We start from the raw sequence: 23449 nt of genomic DNA on the forward strand, positions 1-23449 counted from the left end.
AGAGCTGGAGTGCCCGGCGGTGGCTGCAACTCGGGATTGATGCGACTTGCGCCGGCCTCTTCGCGAGCAGGCTCGCTCCCACTGTTGAAATGCGATCCCCTGTGGGAGCGAGCTTGCTCGCGAAAGGGCCTTCAGCCACCGCGAGAGCTTGGATCAAGCCGCCCGCAGCGAGATAAACGCGTACGTCTGCGCCGGCTCGGTCACCACCTGCGCTCCAGCTGCCAGCACTTGTCCGGCGACGTCATCGCCGGACAAGTGAAACAGCCATTCACTCGGCGCAGTGGTCAGTGGTTGTGCGGTCACCTGATCGATCACCGAAGCAAAAGCGCTCATGTTCGGCAAATAGGCGGTGAAGCCGTCACCCTTGAGCGCTGTGGTGCGAATCCCGAGCATTGCGCAAATCGCATCCTTGGTCTGAATGTCATCACGATCCGCCTGGCGCGAACGCTGGATCAACTCAACCAGTTCCTGATCGACCAGTTTGCCACCGGCAATCAGCAGCGGCCCCTGTTCCCACGACTCCGGCGGGCAGTCCTTGGCGCCGGGATTGAGCGGGATGTGCGGATTGATTTCAGCGGGATAAATCCTGCACACCAGCGGCCGTCGCTCGTAGATTCGGCACAGCTTGTCTTCGTCAAGATTCCGGCAAGGGCCGACGTTATAAGCCGCGAAGGTGATTGCCACGTGAGCATCGGTCTGGCCGCTGCGGACCACCGCCGAACGCCGTTCGGCATGTTCCCGTTGCTGCGCCGGCAGGCCCAGACCGTTGCCCAGAAAGGCTTCGACCAGCACGACCACTTGTCCGCCATCCGCCGCCCACATGCGGGCTTCGGCGAGTGTCAGCGGGACATGGTGGTCGGTGCAGCACTTGCCGCAGCCTACGCAGGAAAACGTCGTATTCATTGAACGATCTTTCTTCAATCAGGGTATGAACCGGTGGCGGAAAACCACCGCACAGGCCCGGGTCGAAGCAAGTTATGCGCCATTCACTGAGGTTTGGCGGTCGGGCGGATCGAGTCCCACTCGGTGACGAAGGCAGTTTTCGATTGTTTGTTGTACAGGCACAGCTCGCTGCCCTGCTGGCCCTTCATGTGTTTTTGCGGGTATTGGCCTTGCAGCAGAACGGCGGTGTAGCCAACGCGATCATCGAATTGCGCGGGTGTGCCGACGGGTTTGGCGTTTTTCAGGCCGCTGGCTTTTGTGCAACTGGCGAGTACGGTTTTGTCGTAAGCGGCCCAGGCGTCGGGGCTGGAGGCTTGGGCTTGGGAGGCGAGGGCGGTGAGGCAGAGCAGGCTGAGGGTGATGGCTTTCATGGTAGGGCATCCTTGGTTTTTGGGGGGCCAAGGTTGGAGTCTGCCCTTGGAGGGAAGTTGCCAGTGCCGGCCCCTTCGCGAGCAGGCTAGATCCCACAATTTGAAATGCATTCCAATTGTGGGATCTAGCCTGCTCGCGAAAAGCGGCGGATCAGTCAGGCACAATCTCACGGCGGACCACATACATCCCGGCACTTTCATACAGGCGCTGCGCCCGCAGGTTGTCTTCCAGCACCTTCAGATCGACAAAGCCTTCGCGCCTTTGCTGAAACACCTTGAACGCATTGAGCAGCAATGCCCGACCTAATCCACGGCCCTGCATGCGTGGATGCACCACCAGATTCTTGATGTAAGCACTGGTCCAGCACTGCGCCACGCCGACCACCCCCTCGGCATCGCTGGCGATGAAACACAGCGTCGGATCGTACTCAGGATCGCTTTCAAAGCGCCGCTGCCAGTCTTCCAATGACGGCACACGACCGCCCCCTTCGCGCTGGCCCAGTTGCATCAACTGATGCACGGCTGGCGCCAGGTCTGCGCGGTAAATGGTGGTTGCGATACCTGACGGCCATTGCACATCCGGCACGACTCCAAGCAAATCGCGCCGCATCAAAAAGCAGTACGTCTCGCCCAAGACTCAGTGCCCGTGCGCGGCGACGTGCTTGGCCGCTTCGATCAAACGTTGGGTCAGCTCCGGCGAGGAGAACTTGGTCAACACCGCATTCGCTCCGGCCAGCCGCGCTTTCTCGCTGTTCATCGCGCTGTCGAGCGAAGTGTGCAGCAGCACGTAGAGATGGGCGAAGTCCGGGGTCTCGCGCAAGGTGCGAGTGAAGGCATAGCCGTCCATCTCGGACATTTCGATGTCGGAGACGATCAGGTTGATCTGCTGCGCGGTGCCTTGCAGGTCGAGCAGGCAGTCGATGGCTTCCTTGGCGCTGCGCGCGGTGTGGCATTGCAGGCCGAGATTGCGCAGGGTGTGCACCGATTGCTGCAGCGCCACCTGACTGTCATCGACCACCAGAATCCGTGCGTTGCCGAGCACGTCAGCGTCTTCCATGGACAGGTCGGTGGGGGCCATTTCGATCTGCGCCGGGGCGATGCTGTGGATAACCTTTTCGATATCCAGCACCTGCACCAGCGTGCCGTCCACCGAGGTTACGCCGGTGATGTAAGCGCGTGAACCGCCCGAGCCGAACGGCGGTGGTTTGATGTCGGTGGTCAGGCAGTGGACGATTTTGCTCACCGCTTGAACGTGCAGACCCTGTTTGGAACGGCTGACGTCAGTGACGATCAGGCAGCCGCCGTTGGGGTCTTCCAGCGGACGTTCGCCGATCGCGCGGCTGAGGTCGATCACCGACAACGAAGCCCCGCGCAACGTGGCGATGCCTTTGACGTGCGGGTGCGACTCCGGCAGTTTGGTCAGCGGCGGGCAGGGAATGATTTCACTGACTTTCAGCAGGTTGATCGCCATCAACTTGCCGCTGCGCAAAGTAAACAGCAGAAGCGAAAGTGAATCTGCGCGGGCTTTGGTGGAAGACATATAAACCTTCTGTGGAAAAAGGTGAGCGGCGATCTCGAGGATCGCCAGCAGGTATCGATGCCGGGTTATCGACGTCTTGCGGGCAGGCTTTAGGGATTCCGGCGCCAATCCGACGGCGGATGGTTTATTTCATCCCCAAACGCTTGGCCATCCGCCCAAGGTTCGCCCGGTCCAGCCCCAACTCCCTTGCGGCACTGGCCCAGTTATCCTGATTGCGTTCCAGCGCGGCGCTGATCAAGCGGCGCTGATATTCCTCGGTCGCGCTGCGCAAATCACCCGTAATCAGCGGCGCAGCAGCGACCGCGCCGGCCATTGGTTCAGCCGGGTTATCCACAACCTCACGGGGCAAATCAAGATCCGCCGCACTCAAGCTGAGAATCTTCGGCCGCACCTTGCAGTTGCCCAGCGCCTTCAACGCGCTGCGCCCGATCAAGTGTTCCAGCTCGCGCACGTTGCCCGGCCACGGGTACGCGAGCAGGGCTTCCTGAGCATCGCTGTTCAGACGCAGGCTATTGAGGCCCATGCGCGAGCGGTTCTGCTCGAGAAAGAAACCGCTGAGCAGCAACACATCGCGACCGCGATCACGCAGCGCCGGCACGCGCAGCGGGTAAACGCTGAGGCGATGGTAAAAGTCGGCGCGATAACGACCACTGCGCACCTCTTCGGCGAGGTCGCGGTTGGTCGCGGCGATCAAGCGCACATCGACTTGATGTTCCTTGTCCGAGCCCAGCCGCTGCAACTGTCCGCTCTGCAAAACCCGCAGCAACTTGGCCTGCACCGTCAGCGACAATTCGCCGACTTCGTCGAGAAACAGCGTGCCGCCATTGGCCAGTTCGAACTTGCCGCGACGGTCGCTGGTGGCGCCGGTGAACGCGCCGCGCACGTGGCCGAACAGTTCGCTTTCCACCAGAGTGTCCGGCAGCGCGGCGCAGTTGAGGCTGATGATCGGTTTGTCGGCGCGCGGTGAAGCAGCGTGGATCGCTTGCGCCACCAGCTCCTTACCGACCCCGGTTTCACCGGTGATCAACACGGTGAGATCACTGCCACCGACCAGATTGATTTCTTCCACCAAGCGTTTAAGCGATTTGCTTTGGCCGATCATTTCGCGGTTTTGCTGACCGCTGGCCTGACGGTAAACCTCTGCGCGTTGATGTTCGTCTTCGGCACGAGTGGCCAAGCGTTCGATGCGCTCGGCGGCGTTCACCGTGGCCGCCGCAAGGCTGGCGAAGGCTTGCAGAGCGTCGAGTTCGATCGGTTCGAAGCGTTCGGGATCGAGTGCATCGAGGGTGATCAGCCCCCAGAGTTTTTCATCGACAAATAAAGGACAGCCCAAGCAGTCGTGCACTTCAAGATGCTCATCGAGACCATCGACCAGGCCGTCGTAAGGATCGGGCAAATCGCTGTCAGCGGCGAAGCGGGTCGGCCCGGCGCCGGCCAGGAGAATTTCGAAGCGCGGGTGTTCGCTGACTTTGAAGCGCCGGCCCAAGGTGTCGGTGCTCAAACCGTCCACGGCCAATGGCACCAGCCATTCGCCATCGAGGCGCAACAACGCGGCGGCATCGCAGGGCAACAGTGCGCGCATGGCTTCGAGCAGGCGCCGATAACGCTCACCCTCGGGCAACTCGCGGGAGAGGTCGGAAACCAAGGGCAGCAGGGCGGTGAGCAGGGATTTGGCGGTCATGATCCGGTAGTCAAAGGGACTCGATGTAGTCGGTATGACTATAGAACTGTTTGAGTCGTTATGACTACATTGTTTTCAACTTACTGATTTAGAACGATAAATAAGTTGGCACGGAAACTGATATCCCTAAGGCAACTTTTCAAAAAAGCTCAGGAGTCAATCTTATGCTTAGCGTCCAGGATCGTGCCATCGTCAAATCCACCGTGCCTCTGCTGGAAAGCGGCGGTGAGGCGCTGATCACGCACTTCTACCGCATGATGCTCTCTGAATATCCAGAAGTGCGTCCGTTGTTCAACCAGGCGCACCAGGCCAGCGGCGACCAGCCGCGTGCCTTGGCCAACGGTGTATTGATGTATGCGCGGCACATCGATCAGCTCGATCAGTTGGGCGATCTGGTGGCGAAGATCATCAACAAGCACGTGGCCCTGCAGATTCTGCCGGAGCATTACCCGATCGTCGGTGCGTGCCTGCTGCGCGCCATCTCCGAAGTGCTCGGCGAAGAGATCGCCACGCCGGAGGTGATGAGCGCATGGGGCGCGGCGTACGGCCAACTGGCTGACATCCTCATCGGTGCCGAAAGCGCGATTTACGACCATAAAGAGCAGGCCGTCGGCGGCTGGCGCGGAGCCCGTGAATTCATCGTTGCGGCCAAGGTCGAGGAGAGCGCGGAAATCATCTCCTTCTACTTCGAACCTGCCGACAAAGGCCCGATTCTGGCCGCTGAGCCGGGTCAGTACATCGGCATGAAGCTGATCCTCGACGGCGAAGAGATCCGCCGTAACTACTCGCTGTCGGCACTGGCGAATAAAGGTCAATACCGCATCAGCGTCAAACGCGAGCCGGGTGGTCGTGCCTCGAACCATTTGCACGATCAACTGCATGTCGGTGCGAGCATTCAACTGTTTCCGCCATCGGGCGAGTTCACTCTGACCGCCAGCGACAAACCGCTGGTGCTGATCAGTGGCGGCGTCGGCATCACCCCAACGTTGGCGATGCTCGAAGCGGCGCTGGAAACCGAGCGCCCGGTGCACTTTATCCATTGCGCACGCAATGGCAGCGTCCATGCGTTCCGCGATTGGGTCGATGGACTGGCGGCGCGTCATCCGCAACTCAAGCGTTTCTATTGCTACGCCGAAGACGATGGCGTCAGCCCGGCGGCGGACAAGGTAGGCCTGCTGAGCGTGGAGCAATTGGGCGAATGGTTGCCGGCGCAGCGTGATGTCGATGCGTACTTCCTTGGGCCGAAGGGTTTCATGGGCGCGATCAAGCGTCATCTGAAAGCCTTGGGCGTGCCGGAGAAGCAAAGCCGTTATGAGTTCTTCGGGCCGGCCTCGGCTTTGGAGTAACCCTTTAGACCGAATCGTCTGCTTCGCGAGCAGGCTCGCTCCCACAGGATTTGTGTTCGACGCAGATCCAATGTGGGAGCGAGCCTGCTCGCGAAGGCCGTTATGCGGTCTGAAATCTGGAATTGTGTTTAAAGGTTAATGGTTCCTTAACCGCTTTATCGTTTATTCCCCCGGTGTAGACTTGCGACAACTTTCAGCCGCACGCCGGCTGAACCATGGACAAACAAGGGAAAGGCGATGAGCGAGGAAACGATTCGGTTGGGCCGTGAGCGGCGCTTTCTGGTGCTGTTGGGGATCATCTGTCTGGCGCTGATCGGTGGCGCGCTGTATATGCAAATCGTGCTGGGTGAGGCGCCGTGCCCGCTGTGCATTCTGCAGCGCTATGCGTTGCTGTTGATTGCGCTGTTCGCGTTCATCGGCGCGGCCATGCGCACCCGCCGCAGCATCACCGTGTTTGAAGTGCTGGTGGTGATTTGCGCGCTGGCCGGGGCTGCTGTTGCCGGGCATCACGTGTACACGCAGTTCTACCCGGCGGTGAGCTGTGGCATCGATGTGCTGCAGCCGATTGTCGATGATCTGCCACTGGCGAAGATCTTCCCGCTGGGCTTCCAGGTCGATGGGTTTTGCTCGACGCCGTACCCACCGATCCTCGGTCTGTCGCTGGCGCAATGGGCGCTCGTGGCGTTCGTGCTGGTGGTGATCCTGGTACCGCTGCTGACCTCGCGTAACCGAAAAGCCCTGCACTGAGTCAACTATTCGGCGGACTGGCCGATACAGAAAGCGCCCCGATTTGCGGATCAGCAAATCGGGGCGTTTTGCATTTTCAGATCGTTTGTGAAAACACCGTGACGAACGGCAATGGAGGGTGCGGCAAGTGTGCGACATGTTGTCACACGCGCCGTGTCGCAGGGGGCCGTGAAGGGCCGGATTGGTCTCTTGTTACATAAAAACATTGGTCTGTTTCGGTGTTTTTCGCTTTCTGCACACAAGTGCCAGAACAGGCAGTTTTAACAAGCGCCGGCATATGGCCAAAAGCCTTGGGTTATCGGGCTTTGCGCTATTCCGGGGCTCGGAAAAGGCCTTCAGAGCTGTCTGAACTGAGGCGGGTACACCTACAATTTTTGGTGTTTTTGTTGAGAATCGATTTCGATAACATGCGGAACTTTTGCAAAAATGGCGATGGATTGTTGCTCGAACGGATAAAAATTATTTCGGGATAAGACATGGTGTATAGGGCGCTACCTATCTACAATCGCCCGCACTGAATTCCCGGCACTGTTCAGCCTTTATTAAGGAACACATTAATAAGGCGCTGCGCAGAAAGTCGGGTGTCGAGTGAGTCGTGAGGCTTCCAAGACACCCAGGTGTCGGTGCCTTCCAACTTTCCGCACCAAATGGAATTGGTCTGTAACAAGGCCTTTGACCACGAATTCGAATAAGAACTGACCGCTGTCCCAGGATTTGTCGAGCGTCTGACGCGCGACGGGCGGCCCTTATTCAATCCAAAGAAAATGCCAACCCTTGGCAGGGTGAAGTGTTGGCGATCAAAACCCAACTGCATTGCGCAAGCTGCTTTAGAGGTCGTGAGATGAGTAAAAACAGGTACCCCAGATTACTAGGCCTAGTGCCGCTGCTCGGCACGTTGTTGCTGGGAGGCTGCAACATGACCTTGCTCAATCCAACGGGCCAGGTTGGCCTGGAACAGCGAAACCTGATCATCACCGCGACCCTGCTGATGCTGTTGGTCGTCGTGCCGGTTATCGTCATGACCTTCCTGTTCGCCTGGAAGTACCGCGCGTCGAACAAGAACGCCGTCTACACCCCGAAATGGTCGCACTCGACCAAAATCGAAGTGGCAGTCTGGACCATCCCGGTCCTGATCATCATTGCCCTGGGTTACATCACTTACATTTCGACCCACGAACTGGACCCGTATCGTCCGATCCAGTCCGACGTCAAGCCTGTGACCATCGAAGTGGTCGCGCTGGACTGGAAGTGGCTGTTCATCTACCCGGAACAAGGCATTGCCACGGTCAACAAGATCGTGTTCCCGGCGCACACGCCAATCAACTTCAAGATCACCTCTGACGCTGTGATGAACTCGTTCTTCATCCCGGGTCTGGGCGGCCAGATCTACGCGATGGCGGGCATGCAGACCAAGCTGCACCTGATCGCTGACCGTAACGCTGAAATGGACGGTATCTCCGCCAACTACAGCGGCGCGGGTTTCACCGGCATGAAGTTCAAAGCTATCTCCACCACTCAGGAAGATTTCGACGCCTGGGTAAGTGAAGTCAAGAAGTCACCTAAACAGCTTGATCAGGCTGAATACGCAGCCCTTGCCAAGCCGAGCCAGAACAACCCAGTCGAGCTCTACTCCTCGGTCACGCCGAACCAGTTCCAGATCATCGTCGACAAGTACGAAGGTATGAAGCCGGGCAAGCCGCTGAAGCACGAGAAGAAAGAGAAAGAAGTGGCGGCCACGGAAATTGACTCGAGTTCGCATTCAGCTGCCGGGGCAGAGGAGTAAACGATGTTTGGTAAATTAAGTTGGGAAGCAGTCCCATTCCACGAGCCGATCGTGATGGTGACCATCGCCATGATCGCCCTCGGTGGTCTGGCGCTGTTCGCTGCAATCACCTACTTCAAGAAGTGGACCTACTTGTGGACCGAGTGGCTGACTTCGGTCGACCACAAGAAAATCGGCGTGATGTACATCATCGTTGCCATGGTCATGCTGCTGCGCGGTTTTGCCGACGCGATCATGATGCGTACCCAGTTGGCCATGGCCACCGAGGGTTCGCCTGGCTACCTGCCACCTGAACACTATGACCAGATCTTCACCGCTCACGGTGTGATCATGATCATCTTCATGGCGATGCCATTCTTCACCGGCCTGATGAACCTTGCAGTGCCGCTGCAGATCGGCGCGCGTGACGTTGCGTTCCCGTTCCTGAACTCCCTGAGCTTCTGGCTGCTGGTGTCCGGCGTTGTGCTGATCAACCTGTCCCTGGGCGTCGGCGAATTCGCCAAGACCGGTTGGGTTGCCTATCCACCGCTGTCGGGTCTGCAATACAGCCCTGGCGTGGGTATGGACTACTACATCTGGGCGCTACAGTTATCCGGGTTAGGTACGACGCTAACGGGGGTTAACTTCCTCGCGACCGTACTGAAAATGCGTACCCCTGGCATGAAACTGATGGACATGCCGATCTTCACCTGGACCTGCACCTGGGCAAACGTTCTGATCGTGGCTTCGTTCCCGATCCTGACCGCAACCCTGGCACTGCTGACCCTTGACCGTTACATGGATTTCCACATTTTCACCAATGAACTTGGTGGCAATCCAATGATGTACGTCAACCTGTTCTGGGCGTGGGGCCACCCTGAGGTTTACATCCTGATCCTGCCGGCATTCGGCATCTTCTCGGAAGTGATCTCGGCGTTCACCGGCAAGAAACTGTTCGGCCACCACTCGATGATCTACGCCTCGGGCGCGATCTCGGTACTGGGCTTCATGGTTTGGCTGCACCACTTCTTCACCATGGGTTCGGGTGCCAGCGTCAACGCCTTCTTCGGTCTGGCGACGATGCTGATTTCCATCCCGACGGGTGTGAAGCTATTCAACTGGCTGTTCACCATCTACCAGGGCCGTCTGCGCTTCACCAGCCAGGTTCTGTGGACTCTGGGCTTCATGGTGACTTTCGCCATCGGCGGCATGACCGGCGTACTGCTGGCCATCCCGGGTGCTGACTTCGTTCTGCACAACAGCCTGTTCGTGATCGCGCACTTCCACAACGTGATCATCGGCGGTGCGGTATTCGGTTACATCGCTGGTTTCGCGTTCTACTTCCCGAAAGCGTTCGGCTTCAAGCTGCACGAAGGCTGGGGTAAAGCAGCGTTCTGGTTCTGGATCTCGGGCTTCTTCGTCGCGTTCATGCCGCTCTATGCACTGGGCTTCATGGGCATGACCCGTCGTCTGAACGCCACCACCAACCCTGAGTGGGTACCGTACCTGTACGTTGCCATGTTCGGTGCGGTGATGATCGCTGTCGGTATCGCCTGCCAACTGATTCAGCTGTACGTCAGTGTGCGTGACCGCAACAAGCCAGAGAACGTTTGCGATCACGGTGACCCGTGGAATGCACACACCCTGGAATGGTCGACCTCGTCGCCACCGCCGTTCTACAACTTTGCCGTGCTGCCTAAGGCTGACTGCATCGACCCGTTCACTGAAGCCAAGGAAAACGGTACTGCGTACCAGCAACCGGCCAAGTACGAGCCGATCCACATGCCGAACAACACCGCCACTGGCGTAGTGATGGGCGCACTGTTGACCGTCTTCGGTTTCGCAATGATCTGGCACATCTGGTGGCTGGCAATCGCGAGCCTGGCCGGTACTGTCATCTACTTCGTGATCCACGCTGCACGTGACGACCAGGGCTATATGGTTCCGGTTGAAACGATCGAGCGTATCGAAGCCGAGCAGCACAAGCGTCTGGTCGCGGCAGGGAAAATCCCGGCCGGTGCCACCCGTGTTGAAACCTCGTTGGAACAGGCTTAAACCATGTCGAATTTAGTGACCAATGTTGGACACGCCCATGGTGACCATGGGCACGATGACCATCACCACGACTCGGGCGAGATGACCGTATACGGTTTCTGGCTCTACCTGATGACCGACTGCATTCTGTTTGCGTCGATCTTCGCGGTGTATGCAGTACTGGTAAACAACGTCGCCGGTGGCCCGTCGGGCCACGACATCTTCGAACTGCCATACGTGCTGGGCGAAACCGCTCTGCTGTTGTTCAGTTCGATCACCTACGGCTTCGCCATGCTGGCGTTGTACAAAGGTAAAAAGCAGCAGGTTCTGGGCTGGTTGTTCATGACCTTCCTGCTCGGCGCAGGCTTCATCGCCATGGAGATCAACGAGTTCCACCTGCTGATCTCCGAGGGCTTCGGTCCTAGCCGTTCGGGCTTCCTGTCCGCGTTCTTCACCCTGGTCGGTACCCACGGTCTGCACGTATCTGCGGGTCTGATCTGGATGGGCATCATGATGTACCAGGTCAACAAGCACGGCCTGACGGCGACCAACAAGACCCGTCTGAGCTGCCTGAGCCTGTTCTGGCACTTCCTGGACGTGGTGTGGATCTGCGTATTCACCGTTGTTTACCTGATGGGGACCCTGTAATGGCTAACGTACAATCCCATGACAGCCATGATGCTGGCCACGGCAGCGCCAAGTCGTACGCCATTGGCTTCATCCTGTCGGTGATCCTGACTGTTATCCCGTTCGGCCTGGTGATGTTCCCGACCTTGCCGAAGTCCACGACGCTGGCAATCGTCCTGCTGTTCGCGGTAATCCAGGTGATCGTTCACCTGTATTACTTCCTGCACCTGGACCGTTCCATTGCTCAGCGCAACAACGTGATTGCCTTCGTCTTTACGGCGATCGTGATCGTGCTGCTGGTCGGTCTGTCGTTGTGGATCATGTTCAGCATCCACACGTACATGATGGCGAAGTGAGGTAGACCCGATGTCGCTCAAGCACTTTATCCAAATCACCAAACCGGGGATCATTTTCGGTAACGTGCTTTCTGTGGCAGGCGGGTTCTTCCTGGCCTCGAAAGGGCATGTGGATCTGGCGGTGTTTCTGGCTGCCATGATCGGTACATCCCTGGTTGTCGCCTCCGGTTGCGTGTTCAACAACTGCATCGACCGCGACATCGACCTGAAGATGGAACGCACCAAGAACCGGGTGCTGGTGCAGGGCTTGATCTCCCTGAAACTGGCCCTGGTCTACGCGACCATCCTTGGTGTTCTCGGCGTGGCACTGTTGTACAAAGTGGCCAACCCGTTGGCCGCCCTGTTCGCGGTAATCGGCTTCATCATCTACGTCGGCTTCTACAGCCTGTACCTCAAGCGCAAGTCGGTTCACGGCACGCTGGTGGGCAGTCTGTCGGGCGCCATGCCGCCAGTGATCGGTTACGTTGCCGTAACCAATAGCTTCGACATGGCCGCGCTGACGTTGCTGGTGATGTTCAGCCTGTGGCAGATGCCGCATTCCTATGCCATCGCGATCTTCCGCTTCAACGATTACCTGGCCGCATCGATTCCGGTGTTGCCAGTGAAGCGCGGGATTCAAGTGGCCAAGAAGCACATCCTGCTCTACATCCTGGCGTTCCTCGTGGCGACCTTGATGCTGACCTTCAGCGGTTACGCTGGCATGAGCTACCTCGCGGTTGCCGCGGCCATGGGCATGTACTGGTTGTACATGGCCTGGACCGGCTACAAAGCGGTGGATGACACGGTCTGGGCACGCAAGCTGTTCGTGTTCTCGATCTTCACCATCACTGCGTTGAGCGTCATGATGTCCCTGGACTTCAAGGTGCCATCGGAGCTGCTGCTGACGTACGCGCCGTAAGGCTCGCAGGCTTGAAGAAAAACCCCGCACATTGAGAGATGTGCGGGGTTTTTTGTTTCTGTCATCCCTGGTTGCGGATGCTGGTTAAAAGACCTAGATTTGGATCCAACAATGTCGGTTAGAGCGCCAGCCTCCAGCGGTGCTGAACTGGCCACCGGCGTTTCTTAATGCACTGATCAGAAGGCTGGGCGAAATGACTGAGAGGATGAGCTGCGACGAGCGTTTCATTGCCCTGGCCCAAGAGCTGAACTACGACATTTATGGTGAGAACACCGCCGGCGGCAATTACGCGCCGCTGATCCGTCATCACGATGAGTTGTATATCAGCGGCATGGTGCCGCGCATCCACGGCAAGATTCAGTATCCCGGCCGGGTTGGGCTGGAGTTGACCCTCAAGGATGCGCAGGCTGCTGCGAGCATCAGTGCGATGCGTTGCCTGGCGCTGATCGTCGATGCGGTCGGTTCGCTGGACAAGATCAAGGCGTTGTTGCGGGTGACCGTGTACGTGAAGTCGACGCCTGATTTTGTCGATTTGAGTGAAGTGGCCAATGGTGCTTCGGACGTGTTCAGCCATGTGCTAGGTGATGCTGGTCGACACACCCGCACCACCATTGGTGTGTATCAGTTGCCAAAGAATGCGGCGATCGAAGTCGACATGATTGCGGCTCTGCATTCAGGCGGGTAACCGCCGGACGCCGAAAACCAAAAAGCCCCGCACTGAAACCCAGTGCGGGGCTTTTTCGTTCAATGCTGCGCTGTTATTGCGCGGCGATGCTGTAGCCGTCAAACGCGGTCTGCTTTTGCAGGGCGGTGATGATGTTCTTGCGGTTCACCGCTTGCTCGGTGCCGTCGTTATCAACGAACACTTCGCTTTCCAGTTCTGCTTCTTCGCCTTCCCCGACGAAGGTAAAGCCGAGGAACTCCAGCGCTTCACGGTCAACGTTCAAGCGCGAACGCGGGGTGCGCAGCGGCAGGGTCACGCTGATGCCGTCCTTGCTGATGGTGAAGATTTCGACTTCTTTCTTCTTCGCAGCCTTGCTCTTGCCGCCGCTCGGGTTGCTGATCGCCTGATGGGTCTGGTTCAGCACTTTGAGGGCCAGGCCGTAAACGATTTCCTGGAACGCCGGATCGTCCTTGAAGCTGGACAGGATGCGGCCGATGGAGAACTTGCTGCTCAGGTCTTCCAGCGCGGCGAGATCGGCGGCTTCGGCGTCTTTCAGCGCCTTGAGTTCGCCCATCAGCTCGTAAGCCTTGTCGTCATCGAAGCTGTCGTGAGCCTGACGGATCGCGGCGCGCAGCTCGCGGATCTGGTCGCTTTCGCGGGTCGACTGGAAGGCATCCAGGACCATCTCGCTGATGATTTTGGCTTGTGGAAGGTGTTGTGAAAGATTGATGGAGTTTTCGTATTCCGCTTTGGACGATTCTGTGACTACGGATTCAGCGGTGTTGAAATCGGACATTGAAATTTCACTACTTTTAACTTGAGTTGAGGTGAGAAAGCCCAAGGACTTTTTCAGGCCGCCTAATTTAGGGGAGCGGGGCGGCGTTGTCACGGAGCAACGGTCTGCCGGTCGAGTTTTTTCCCGCAGTGCGCTATTTCAGGCGCGGGCATTTCAAGCGGCATCAAGATCTGCCCCACGACTGCATCGCAAATTCGACAAACCGGCGCAGCTTCGGCAAGCGATAGCGATCCGGCGCGTACAGCAAGTGCAGAGGGCGGCTGGGCGGTTGAAAGTCGGGGACCACGGTCACCAGTTTGCCGCTGCGCAGGTCCTCTTCCACCAGCGCATCCGGCAGCATGACGATACCCATGCCGGTGCGTGCAGCCTGATGCAAACCAGCAGAAGTGTTCATCAGCATCGGCCCGCTGACATCGACGAGAATTTCTCCGTCCGGGCCACTGAGGCGCCAGCGTTTCTCCACCGATTGCCAATCGTCGCCGGCGGGGTAGGCGAACGACAGGCAGTCGTGTTGTTGCAGATCCTCCGGAGTGTGGGGCATGCCGCGACGGGCGACATATTCCGGCGAGGCGCACATGGTCAAGGTGTAGTCGATGAGGGGCCGGGCGATCAGGTTGGACTCTTCGAAGTGGCCGAGTCGAAACGCTACATCAAGGCCGGTTTCCAACAGATCCGGACGGCTGTTGGTCAGCACCACATCCATTTTCACCTGCGGGTATTGCAGGGAAAATTCGCTGAGGGCCGGTGCCAGACGCTCTACGCCGAAGGTCAGCGGCGCGGTGATGCGCAGCAGACCGCGTGGCTCATCGAGAGCTTGTTCGGCCAGACGTTCCGAGTCCGCCACCAACCCCAATACATCCAGACAACGCTGGTAATACACGCTGCCGAATTCGGTGAGCCGCTGCCGTCGGGTGGTGCGCTGCAGCAGCTGCACACCGAGCCGTTGCTCCAGCGCTCGCAGGTGATTGCCGACCATGGTCGTCGACATGTCGCACTGCAACGCGGCCGCCGTCATGCTCCCGCCCTCGACGACTTTGACGTAAACGCTCATCGACTGGAACAGGTCCATTATCAAGTCCTGCTTTTAAATGAATGAAGTTTTTCCGAGTTTATCCAGTTTCGGTGGCTAACCATACTGCCAGCACACCGACCTTCACTGGAGTTTGAAGTCATGACCGCCGCCCTGATGAACACCTACCAACCGCTGGCCCTGAGTTTCACCAAGGGCCTGGGCACTCGCCTGTGGGATCAGGCCGGTCGCGAGTATCTGGATGCGGTGGCCGGTGTGGCGGTGACCAACGTCGGCCACTCGCACCCGCGGATCGTTTCGGCGATCAGCGAACAGGCGGGATTGCTGTTGCACACCTCCAATCTGTACAGCATCGACTGGCAGCAACAACTGGCTGAACGGCTGACTGAACTGTCGGGTATGCAGCGGGCGTTCTTCAACAACTCCGGTGCCGAGGCCAATGAAACAGCGTTGAAACTCGCGCGTTTGTACGGCTGGCGCAAGGGCGTCGGACAGCCGCTGGTGGTGGTCATGGCCAATGCCTTTCATGGCCGCACACTCGGCACATTGTCGGCCAGCGATGGCCCGGCGGTGCGGCTGGGTTTCAATGAGCTGCCGGGGGATTTCGTCAAAGTGCCGTTCGGCGATCTCGCTGCACTGGAGCAACTACAGCAAAAGCACGGCGAGCGCATCGTGGCGATTCTGGTCGAGCCCATCCAGGGCGAAAGTGGCGTGCAACTGGCGCCGCCCGGTTACCTGAAAGCCCTGCGCGAACTGTGCAATCGTCATGCGTGGCTGCTGATGCTCGATGAAATCCAGACCGGCATAGGTCGTACGGGGCGTTGGTTTGCATTCCAGCATGAAGGCATCGTTCCGGATGTCATGACCCTGGCAAAAGGGCTGGGCAACGGCGTGCCGATCGGCGCTTGTCTGGCGCGGGGCAGAGCGGCGGATCTGTTCACGCCCGGCAGCCATGGCAGCACCTTCGGCGGCAACCCGCTGGCCTGCCGGGTCGGTTGTACGGTGCTGGATATCATCGAAGAGCAGGGGTTGTTGGATAACGCCCGGGTTCAGGGCGAACGCCTGTTGACTCGCCTGCGAGCAGAGCTGGCAGACAATCCTAACGTCCTGGCGATTCGGGGTCAGGGCTTGATGATCGGCATCGAGTTGAAACAACCGGTGCGTGATCTGACGCTGATCGCCGCGCGGGATCATGGACTGTTGATCAACGTCACCCGTGGCAAGACGATACGGCTGCTGCCACCGTTGACGATTGATGAGCGGGAGGTGGAGATGATTGTCAGAGGTGTGGGACGGGTACTGACAACGCACTGATTGCTGGTGATTAACCCTTTGGGAGCGAGCCTGCTCGCGAAGGCGGAGCATCAGTCGACATCTGTGCCGGATGATCGACCGCATTCGCGAGCAGGCTCGCTCCCACATGTGCGGTGTAGGGCCTTAGTCCGGATAGTCCGCCAGATCCGGCGCCAGCATCCGCGTCTTCGCCTTGCCATTCGAATTGTGCTGAATGATCTCGCGCGGCTGCCCCTGCTCATTGAAAAACACCTGACCGATCCCCGCCGAATTCCACAACCGTTCACCTGCCTCAGCATGCTCAGGTATATACGGCACGATGCGCATGCGGCGGCGTTTGGTAAACCAGTTCAACGGTGAGCGTGGCGAATAGAGCCAGCGGTTGAGGCGGTCGAACCACTCCAGCAGGGTTTTCGGAAATTCGTTTTTGATGCCGCTGCTGGTGATCTGCCAGATTCTCGGGCCAGCCTTGCGGTGTCGGATAAGCACTTCGTAGACGAAGGAATAATGCACATCGCCGGACAGCACCACGTAGTTACCCGGTGTCCGCGAGTGTCGGAAAATATTCAGGATCACTTGGGCGGCGCCACGATGGGCCATCCAGTTTTCCGCGTCGACCAGCAGCGGGAAACCGCACCAGCTGAACACTTTTTGTACGGTCTCAATCAGCTTCACGCCGAAAATCGGTGCCGGGGAAACGATGATCGCCGACGGGTGATCAAGCAGCTCCTGTTGCAGTTCGCTCAAAGCCTCCCAATCCAATAGGCCAGAAGGTTGTTTGAGTGCCATTTCGCTGCGCCAGCGCCGGGTGCGCGTATCGATGACCACCAGCGCCGGACGGGTCGGCAGCACGAAATGCCATTGTTGAAAGCGCAGCAGATCATCGATCAGATCATCCTGCACCGGGCTATCGAGATACTGATCATCGCCACTGGCGCTCAGCGCGAGGGTTTTCTCCAAGACATCGTTGAAGGCGTCGGGATTATTGCCCCAGCCCTGACACAACATATAAGCGATCAGCGCATTGCCGATGATGCGCTTGGAAAACGGATGACCGTAGGCCGTTTCCTCCCACTGCGCGGACAGGTTCCAGTCATCGGTGATGTCGTGATCATCGAAAATCATCAGGCTCGGCAGATGCGCGAGCGCGCGGGCAACGTTGCCCAGGCCAGCCTTGAAAGCGTCGATGCGCGTCTGTTCGAGGGTGTAGCGCTTGAGGCGTTCAGGCGTCAGTTCGGGAGCTTGCGGAGTGATCAATGACCAGGCTGTCGGTGACCACACCAGCAGGTACATCGCCATCACCTCGGCGAAAGTCACCAGGTGATTGTCGGCGCTGCTGCTGGTGAAAATCGGCTTACGCGCACCGCCGAAAAATCGCTCGCGCAATGTCTCGTTGCTCTCCAGCGCCGGTAACAAATCCGCACGATGGTAGTAACTGGCCGGGTGTTCGTAGAGCTTGGCGCTGTCGCTGACCACGGCACCTTCGAGGTGTTCGTCGAACAGGCCGAGTCGCTCGATCAAGGCGTGAATCGCCCGCAGCATCGGGCCGGCGACATCGTCGGCGTAGACTTGATCACCGCTCATCATCAACAGGGCGGGGCGTTGTTGCGGGTCGGTTTCCGTCGCTAACAGTTGATCGACGCAGAGCAGACCGTCCACCGCCGGGTGATGGGGTTTGCGGCAGGAGCCATGCAGCAGTTGATCAATCCGCGAACGCAGAACGAAGTTCGGGCTCGTCGCCTCGCCGTACAGCAGATGCGGCGCCCAATCGGCGATGCCGGCGGTGTTGTCGATCCGCAGGTCATAGTCGATCCGCGTGTCGCAGGGCAGGGCGCTGTCGAGAGCCACATCGATCAGATGGACAAACCCGTGACGGCCTACGGGAATCACCGTGCATTTCCCAGCGTCGAGGGGAATGTCTCCTACACCTTGCAGGCGCAAGGTCAGCGCCAGTGCCCGTGTGCCGACCAGCCACGCAACCACGCGCGTTGGCTCTAGCCGGCGCAGCAGTGGGCCGGCCAAGACATCAGGCAACAGGGAGGGATCAGCGAAGTGTCGAGACATCGGCGGGTAAAACTCAAGGCGCACAGGCCGGCGATGATAGCGCAGCCGGCGCCTTGATCCCTTAAGCGAGGCTTAAGAGTCGGTTTTCTGCAATTTCAGACTCAACAGCGTCCATTCGGACGACGACGCTTGCTCCTGCACGGAGCAATCGAAACGGTAGCGGACATCGTCGCCATTCATGTTCCGCGCGGTCAGGGTATTGCTGAAGGTGTAAACCTGATCCTTGAAACGCTGGGTGGTGAGCGACTTGCTGTCGGCAAATTGTGCCGACGCCGGGAAACGCAGGGTGCTGGTGACAAACGGGCTGCACATGACATAGGCGAGCATCGATTTGTCGCTGTCAGCGTCGTGTCCGAGTTTTTTGCTCAGCGCGGTCAGGGCTTTGCGACCTTGCTCATCGCTTTGCTCGAACACGGTTTTTTCCGACATCGACTTCGGCGCCCGGCTGGCGTAGTTCGGCAGCAGCGCGGAGTCGGCAGGCGAGGGCGTGGTGTCCGGTTCGATAGCCGCAAAGGCCGGGGCGTTTTCGAGGGCGACGGCGGTCGACGCTGATTCGGATTCCGGCAACAACGAAGTCGGCTCGACGGTTTGTGTCGCTGCGCTTTGCGTCTGCGCCGCTTCGGGCGTGTGCGCCGACGGAAACAACGAGAACGTGATCGACAGCACCACTAAACCGACGATGAGGCCGCCTGCTACGCCAACGATATTGCCGTAGAAAATATTCCAGCTACCGCGGTTCTTCACGACCCAGCGCCACATGAAACCCCAGGTGGCGACAAATGCCAGTAAACGCAGAAAATCCATTCGATCCTTTCCTTAACCCTTCAAAAGCCGAACATCAACGTAGCCCGTGGCGAGCGTTGACGATGGGGCGGCAAGCTAACAAAACCGGCATCTGACGTCAGTGCTCAGCGAAAAATGACCGTTAAAAATATCATTGTCGCCACACCGGCGGCTATTGCGCAGATGCCTGCCAACAGATGGCGTACGACCGGATGCTGCGGGGTGGGACGTCTGACCATCCACATCCAGACACCCGCCAGCGCGCCTGCCGTTGTGAGCATGTGAAGGAGAGTGCCAGCGTGGTATTTCTGTGCCGAGGAGATATCGGACGGGAAAAAGCTTGAGCCAATCTCCGAGACCGTCAGCGCAACCATGAAACCGCTGGCGGCACCCGCCAGGTTGGCGAGGATCAAGTTCCAGGTGCCGCGTTCAGAAACCACCCAAAGCCAAACCGCAGTCCAGGTGAACAGGTAAAACAGAGCCAGCATGGTGTACTTCCTTTAAAAAAACGATGTCCGTCGAGGTGCTCTGAACCTCTTCATCGGCGGTGGACGGCAAGATAGCAAAATAGTAGCTTCGCGCCACTTTCTTCCACTGTGTAACGGATTACGCATGCCCACGCTATCGGAGCAACTGACTGGCGCGGGTGGGTTTCCGATCAACATTCGAGTGGTGAGAGTGCGCAAGTGATCGGCGGGGTTTTTTATTCAACCAGAGGATGGACAGATGATCGACTTCAACAACAAAGGCTTCTTCAAACTCAAGCAAAACAATGAATACGCCGAGCGCGTGACCGCCCTGTTGCTGGAAGGTGAAGAAGTGATCGACGCCTACAAGGCCATGCGTGACGGCGTGGTGTTTACCAACAAACGGATCATCGCAGTCAACGTTCAGGGCATTACCGGCAGCAAGAAGGATTTCACCTCGCTGCCATACAAGAACATCGTCGCGTACTCCGTGGAAACCTCGGGAACGTTCGATCTGGACTCAGAGCTGGAGATCTACTTTTCGTCGCTGGGGAAAGTGAAATTCGAATTCACCGGAAAGACATCGATGGTGGAGATTTCCAAATATATCTCCAAGCATCTGCTGTAACGGATCAGCTCATCACAGGATGTCTTTCAAATAACCCTTGAGCGCGAGGAGCGGCTGATCCAGCTGCTCCAGCGACTGCGCCTGGCGGAAGTCGGCTGACAACTTGTGTAACTCCCGTCCCAGCGGCTTCTCGACACCGCCCAAGGCATTCATCGCCAAGCCCAGGCATTCATTCATTTTGAACTGAATGGTCGCGACATCCCCACGTTTCACCAACAGCTCGAAAATGTCTTTCTGATAATCACCCATGACCATGTCGTCCCGCAGAATCGGGCTCAGGCCTTCTTCCTCGTAAGCGAGTTTGAGGGAGAAGAGGGCGACTGTTTCCAGAGAGGTTTCCATGGGGTGACCTTTGTGAAGTTTTACCGGGCAGCTATTGGTATTTCCCGATAGACGAATGACCGCAGGGTTCGCGCCAGTATACCGTCCCGCGGTTCCTGATCTGTTGGTTGTTCTGGTAGGTTATGAGGCTTACGAGGAATTTTGACAGGAGGTCATAGTGGCTAAGCCAGCAGCGCGTAAGAGTGATCCATATAGTTGTCCGCTACCTGGACACGGTACCAATCCCATTGCGGTGGGCTCTTCTGACGTTTTTTTTGACGGCCTGCCGGCAGCGCGCCAAGGCGACGCCTGCACCTGCGGCAGCGCGCTTTCATCAGGATTGTCTTCTACCGTTTTTATCAACGGCAAGAATGCCGCAACCATCGACACCGGCGGCGCCCACGGCGGCATCGTAGTTGGCGGATCGGGGACAGTGATTATCGGCGATAGCCATACGCCCTGCGAATTTGTCCCTCCTGAACCGTTAGCCGGTCATGCTCGATGGATCGGCTTCCGAATCCCTGCTGAAGAAAGCTATGAGGGCTTATCGTGCATAGCGCACTTTGAGGATGGCTCATCGTTATCTGGGGTATTCGATAAGGACAACGCAGTGAAATTTGCGAATACGTCCGGAAAGACATGCTTGATGCTCAAATTCGAAGATGAGGTGCAGACCGCTTCTTCGTCTCTGACAGAGAGCTTTTTGAACAAGATTTTAGGATAAGGAACATCCTATGACTGAGCCTTACCTCGTCACTGGCAGCTACGTTGTTCAGCGTGAGCACGCTCTACAGGATTCTCCGCTAGAAAGGGCTTTAGAGCTCATGGAGGGGACCGCGCTGAGGTTTTCTTTGGACGCGATCTCTGACGAAAAAATACGAGCAAACTATATAAAAAACATAAAACGGATGTCGCAGCAGACGCTTGATGATGTAAGGGCCGGAAAGATTACGGCGCGAGAGGGCGTGCTATTCAGCAACGAAATGCGCAACAAAATCTTGATGGAACACCGCAAGGTGACCTCAGCGCAGGGTCTGGCTGTCGTGCAAAAAAAGAAGCCAGAAGGCAGGGTGCTTCAAGATCTCCTGGATAAATATTCGAAGCAGCTTTTCAAGAAAGATTACAATCTTTTGACTTCCGCGGAGCAGAGCAAGGTCCATTACACGATATTGGAAGCAGCGGGCCGCGACGACACCAGTTTTTCGAATGGGACCAAAAAAATGCAGCTTATGGGCAAGCTTGGCATTTTGATTACCGCTGCCCTCGCTACCTATCAAATACTTAATGCCGAAAACAAAGTAAAAGAAACAGCGCGTCAGGGCCTCATCGTGGGAGGCGGTGCGGCGGGTGGCATTCTGGCCGGGCTGGGGGTCAGTGCGCTCTGTGGGCCGGGCGCTCCGATCTGTGCATTTGCCGTAGTGATTGTCGGAACCATCGTCGGAGGTGTAGCAGGCGGTGCCGTTGCAGAATCGCTCGATGAGGAATTAGAGGAGTTCTCCCATTGGGACATACTTTGAGTCAGCCTGAACTGACAAAGGTTAGAGTCGCGCTTTCGGACCCCTTTAACGATTTTCCGGTTGATTACGACTACATAGCCAGCGAAGTCAGAGGTGTTGATCCCCACATTCTCTACGAGATCCTTTATTCCGAAGTCGCACCGGTGTGCTACAGCAATATTGCAGCTGCCCTACCAACGGTATGGACAGGCTTTGATCCTGATTCCCTCAACGCCATGATTGAGGAAAGGCGAGCGGCAAGGCAAAACAATTGGTTACGCAGGCAGTTCGACAAATTGCTCGTCCGTTGGCTGGAATACAACTACGGATATATCTGGAAGGAAATCGCCACCAGGCTATGAGTTCCGAGTTAGAAAGCTTGATCTTTTGGTGTGACATGATCAACGCATAGGGGCCCGGTTGGACCCTGTCTCAGATGAAGATTTCTGATTTTCAAATAGCTGGAAGCGGTAGAGGATTGGCGTAGTCGTTGGCGGCGGTTGCTCCGAACGCCTTGGGTGCTGCTCTCGCGTCTTCGAAAATAGCGAGTGCCTCGAATTGCCGAGGCACGCGCTGGCGTGGCTGGCCAGAGAGCATGCGCACCTACATTCGGCATCCAGCACCTTGCATACCTCGGTTGGCACTTTCCAGCAGACGAAAAAAAAGGCCTTGCTAAGCAAGACCTTTCTTAATTTTGGTGCCCGAGGGAGACTCGTGCGTTCTATATAATCCGTGGCTTGCGGCCGGATTGTACGGTCAGGGATACAGAGAGGGATACACGGTGATCTCTACTGCACCTGCTAGGCGTCTATTTTAATACCAGCCGATTCTGAATTGGCACCGCTAAAGTCTCGATCTGCATCTGAATGAGCAATGCCCTCGATCTCGGTAAACCAAATCTTGCCAAATTTTGACCACTCGAACGAGTAAGAGTGCTTCAACGTCAGGCAGACCTCTTTCCCTCCAATAGGAACGCTAATAGTCCCGCCTGGGAAGGTAAAGCCATTTGAAATGTCATACGCCCAGTACTTTCCGTTTTTCACCTTTGGCTCAGTGATAGACGGCATGTCATTCATCACAAGCGCTACGCCCCGGTGTGCGACACCGGCGTCGATGTAATGCTCAAGAATTTGCAGATCCTCATACACGTCCTTCTGAAAAATATCTTGGGCCCCACGAGGGCCTCCAGAGGAACTGATGTTGCGATAGCATTTCATCTCGATAGCGATCTTGATGCTGCCTTTCGCTGAGACTCCGGTGACTAATATGTCTATGTTGCTGGAGCCACCTGGTAGGCGGACTCCGGTTTCCAGCTCAATGTCTGCTGTTTCATCCGGGTTGTGCAGGATCAGTGGGAGCAGTTGCTTCAATAAATACGCGTATTGAAGCTGCATCGATGCTTCTTTGTTGATAGGAATGAGCTGGCCACCCACCTTCCTGGCGAACACCTTCCAAGCGACCGATATTGCATGGCGCAGACGTACCTCAAACGAATCTTCGACTATGAACGAAGGCAATTGGACTCTCTCCATTAGATGGCGGTAGGCCATTGTAGTTGAGCTGCCGCCAATCAATCAGCATTGCTGGATCGTCGAGCTATTGA

General features: G+C 57.4%; 25 protein-coding genes. 13 read left to right on the forward strand and 12 right to left on the reverse strand.

All coding sequences use genetic code 11. From position 1 onward, the window contains the following. Positions 1-153: 153 nt before the first annotated feature. From ACQ4OE_RS13325 to norR, 5 genes are all read right to left on the reverse strand, one after another. Complete coding sequence (locus ACQ4OE_RS13325) at positions 154-903, reverse strand: YkgJ family cysteine cluster protein (protein WP_430946891.1); 750 nt, start codon at positions 901-903, stop codon at positions 154-156. A gap of 83 nt (positions 904-986) precedes the next feature. After that, complete coding sequence (locus ACQ4OE_RS13330; protein ID WP_430946892.1) at positions 987-1313, reverse strand: hypothetical protein; 327 nt, start codon at positions 1311-1313, stop codon at positions 987-989. Positions 1314-1464: 151 nt separating this feature from the next. Then, on the reverse strand, positions 1465-1923 hold the full coding sequence (locus ACQ4OE_RS13335) for a GNAT family N-acetyltransferase (protein WP_430946893.1): 459 nt from the start codon (positions 1921-1923) through the stop codon (positions 1465-1467). 27 nt (positions 1924-1950) lie between these two features. After that, the gene (locus ACQ4OE_RS13340) at positions 1951-2853 is read right to left on the reverse strand and encodes a chemotaxis protein (RefSeq protein WP_122589998.1); all 903 of its coding nucleotides are present in this window, start codon (positions 2851-2853) and stop codon (positions 1951-1953) included. A gap of 124 nt (positions 2854-2977) precedes the next feature. Beyond that, entirely contained in the window at positions 2978-4534 is a 1557-nt protein-coding gene (gene norR, locus ACQ4OE_RS13345) for a nitric oxide reductase transcriptional regulator NorR (RefSeq protein WP_430946894.1), read from the reverse strand. A 164-nt stretch (positions 4535-4698) separates the two neighbouring features. Here norR and hmpA point away from each other — a divergent pair, with 164 nt between their 5' ends. The 8 genes from hmpA (at position 4699) to ACQ4OE_RS13385 (ending at position 12989) form a co-directional block, all read left to right on the forward strand. Then, positions 4699-5880 carry an NO-inducible flavohemoprotein gene (gene hmpA, locus ACQ4OE_RS13350; RefSeq protein WP_430946895.1) on the forward strand — a complete coding sequence of 394 codons (1182 nt, stop codon included), beginning with the start codon at positions 4699-4701 and terminating at the stop codon, positions 5878-5880. A 237-nt stretch (positions 5881-6117) separates the two neighbouring features. After that, complete coding sequence (locus ACQ4OE_RS13355; RefSeq protein ID WP_430946896.1) at positions 6118-6627, forward strand: disulfide bond formation protein B; 510 nt, start codon at positions 6118-6120, stop codon at positions 6625-6627. Positions 6628-7468: 841 nt separating this feature from the next. Then, complete coding sequence (gene cyoA / locus ACQ4OE_RS13360; RefSeq protein ID WP_007916947.1) at positions 7469-8410, forward strand: ubiquinol oxidase subunit II; 942 nt, start codon at positions 7469-7471, stop codon at positions 8408-8410. A gap of 3 nt (positions 8411-8413) precedes the next feature. After that, complete coding sequence (gene cyoB / locus ACQ4OE_RS13365) at positions 8414-10444, forward strand: cytochrome o ubiquinol oxidase subunit I (RefSeq protein ID WP_122589991.1); 2031 nt, start codon at positions 8414-8416, stop codon at positions 10442-10444. A 3-nt stretch (positions 10445-10447) separates the two neighbouring features. Further along, a complete protein-coding gene (gene cyoC, locus ACQ4OE_RS13370; protein ID WP_003227982.1) occupies positions 10448-11071 on the forward strand; it encodes a cytochrome o ubiquinol oxidase subunit III in 624 nt (207 codons plus the stop codon). Continuing rightward, positions 11071-11406 (forward strand): cytochrome o ubiquinol oxidase subunit IV, encoded by a 336-nt coding sequence (gene cyoD / locus ACQ4OE_RS13375; protein ID WP_122589989.1) that lies wholly within the window; start codon positions 11071-11073, stop codon positions 11404-11406. The genes cyoC and cyoD overlap by 1 nt, the downstream gene beginning before the upstream one ends. A gap of 10 nt (positions 11407-11416) precedes the next feature. Further along, on the forward strand, positions 11417-12304 hold the full coding sequence (cyoE, locus tag ACQ4OE_RS13380) for a heme o synthase (RefSeq protein ID WP_090286075.1): 888 nt from the start codon (positions 11417-11419) through the stop codon (positions 12302-12304). Between the two features lie 193 nt (positions 12305-12497). Beyond that, on the forward strand, positions 12498-12989 hold the full coding sequence (locus ACQ4OE_RS13385; RefSeq protein WP_430946897.1) for a RidA family protein: 492 nt from the start codon (positions 12498-12500) through the stop codon (positions 12987-12989). 73 nt (positions 12990-13062) lie between these two features. Here the strand turns inward: ACQ4OE_RS13385 and ACQ4OE_RS13390 are convergent, their stop codons facing one another. Together ACQ4OE_RS13390 and ACQ4OE_RS13395 are read right to left on the reverse strand one after the other, a co-directional pair. Continuing rightward, positions 13063-13764 carry a hypothetical protein gene (locus tag ACQ4OE_RS13390; protein ID WP_158958294.1) on the reverse strand — a complete coding sequence of 234 codons (702 nt, stop codon included), beginning with the start codon at positions 13762-13764 and terminating at the stop codon, positions 13063-13065. 163 nt (positions 13765-13927) lie between these two features. Next, positions 13928-14833: a LysR family transcriptional regulator gene (locus ACQ4OE_RS13395; protein WP_430946898.1), complete on the reverse strand. Its 906-nt coding sequence runs from the start codon at positions 14831-14833 to the stop codon at positions 13928-13930. Positions 14834-14935: 102 nt separating this feature from the next. On the opposite strand from ACQ4OE_RS13395, the gene ACQ4OE_RS13400 reads away from it, so the two are divergent. Beyond that, the gene (locus ACQ4OE_RS13400; RefSeq protein ID WP_430946899.1) at positions 14936-16108 is read left to right on the forward strand and encodes an acetylornithine transaminase; all 1173 of its coding nucleotides are present in this window, start codon (positions 14936-14938) and stop codon (positions 16106-16108) included. Positions 16109-16231: 123 nt separating this feature from the next. Here ACQ4OE_RS13400 and ACQ4OE_RS13405 read toward each other — a convergent pair whose 3' ends face one another. The 3 genes from ACQ4OE_RS13405 to ACQ4OE_RS13415 form a co-directional block, all read right to left on the reverse strand. Continuing rightward, positions 16232-18151 (reverse strand): alkaline phosphatase D family protein, encoded by a 1920-nt coding sequence (locus tag ACQ4OE_RS13405; RefSeq protein WP_430946900.1) that lies wholly within the window; start codon positions 18149-18151, stop codon positions 16232-16234. 72 nt (positions 18152-18223) lie between these two features. Then, positions 18224-18955, reverse strand: a complete 732-nt coding sequence (locus ACQ4OE_RS13410) for a hypothetical protein (RefSeq protein WP_430946901.1) — start codon at positions 18953-18955, stop codon at positions 18224-18226. 104 nt (positions 18956-19059) lie between these two features. Then, a complete protein-coding gene (locus ACQ4OE_RS13415) occupies positions 19060-19422 on the reverse strand; it encodes a hypothetical protein (protein ID WP_240999129.1) in 363 nt (120 codons plus the stop codon). A gap of 238 nt (positions 19423-19660) precedes the next feature. On the opposite strand from ACQ4OE_RS13415, the gene ACQ4OE_RS13420 reads away from it, so the two are divergent. After that, positions 19661-20029, forward strand: a complete 369-nt coding sequence (locus ACQ4OE_RS13420) for a PH domain-containing protein (RefSeq protein WP_122589976.1) — start codon at positions 19661-19663, stop codon at positions 20027-20029. 12 nt (positions 20030-20041) lie between these two features. Here ACQ4OE_RS13420 and ACQ4OE_RS13425 read toward each other — a convergent pair whose 3' ends face one another. Further along, positions 20042-20371 carry a hypothetical protein gene (locus ACQ4OE_RS13425; protein ID WP_430946902.1) on the reverse strand — a complete coding sequence of 110 codons (330 nt, stop codon included), beginning with the start codon at positions 20369-20371 and terminating at the stop codon, positions 20042-20044. 157 nt (positions 20372-20528) lie between these two features. Here ACQ4OE_RS13425 and ACQ4OE_RS13430 point away from each other — a divergent pair, with 157 nt between their 5' ends. The 3 genes from ACQ4OE_RS13430 to ACQ4OE_RS13440 are packed head-to-tail and all read left to right on the forward strand — an operon-like array spanning position 20529 to position 22208. Further along, on the forward strand, positions 20529-21074 hold the full coding sequence (locus tag ACQ4OE_RS13430) for a PAAR domain-containing protein (protein ID WP_430946903.1): 546 nt from the start codon (positions 20529-20531) through the stop codon (positions 21072-21074). Positions 21075-21084: 10 nt separating this feature from the next. After that, positions 21085-21867, forward strand: coding sequence for a hypothetical protein (locus ACQ4OE_RS13435; protein ID WP_430946904.1), 783 nt, complete (start codon positions 21085-21087; stop codon positions 21865-21867). Continuing rightward, entirely contained in the window at positions 21852-22208 is a 357-nt protein-coding gene (locus ACQ4OE_RS13440) for a DUF7079 family protein (protein ID WP_430946905.1), read from the forward strand. Before ACQ4OE_RS13435 ends, ACQ4OE_RS13440 begins: the two co-directional genes overlap by 16 nt. A gap of 438 nt (positions 22209-22646) precedes the next feature. Here ACQ4OE_RS13440 and ACQ4OE_RS13445 read toward each other — a convergent pair whose 3' ends face one another. Beyond that, positions 22647-23363, reverse strand: coding sequence for a hypothetical protein (locus ACQ4OE_RS13445; protein ID WP_430946906.1), 717 nt, complete (start codon positions 23361-23363; stop codon positions 22647-22649). Positions 23364-23449: the final 86 nt, after the last annotated feature.

This window comes from Pseudomonas sp. WC2 (genome assembly GCF_050586545.1).
Lineage (GTDB): Bacteria > Pseudomonadota > Gammaproteobacteria > Pseudomonadales > Pseudomonadaceae > Aquipseudomonas.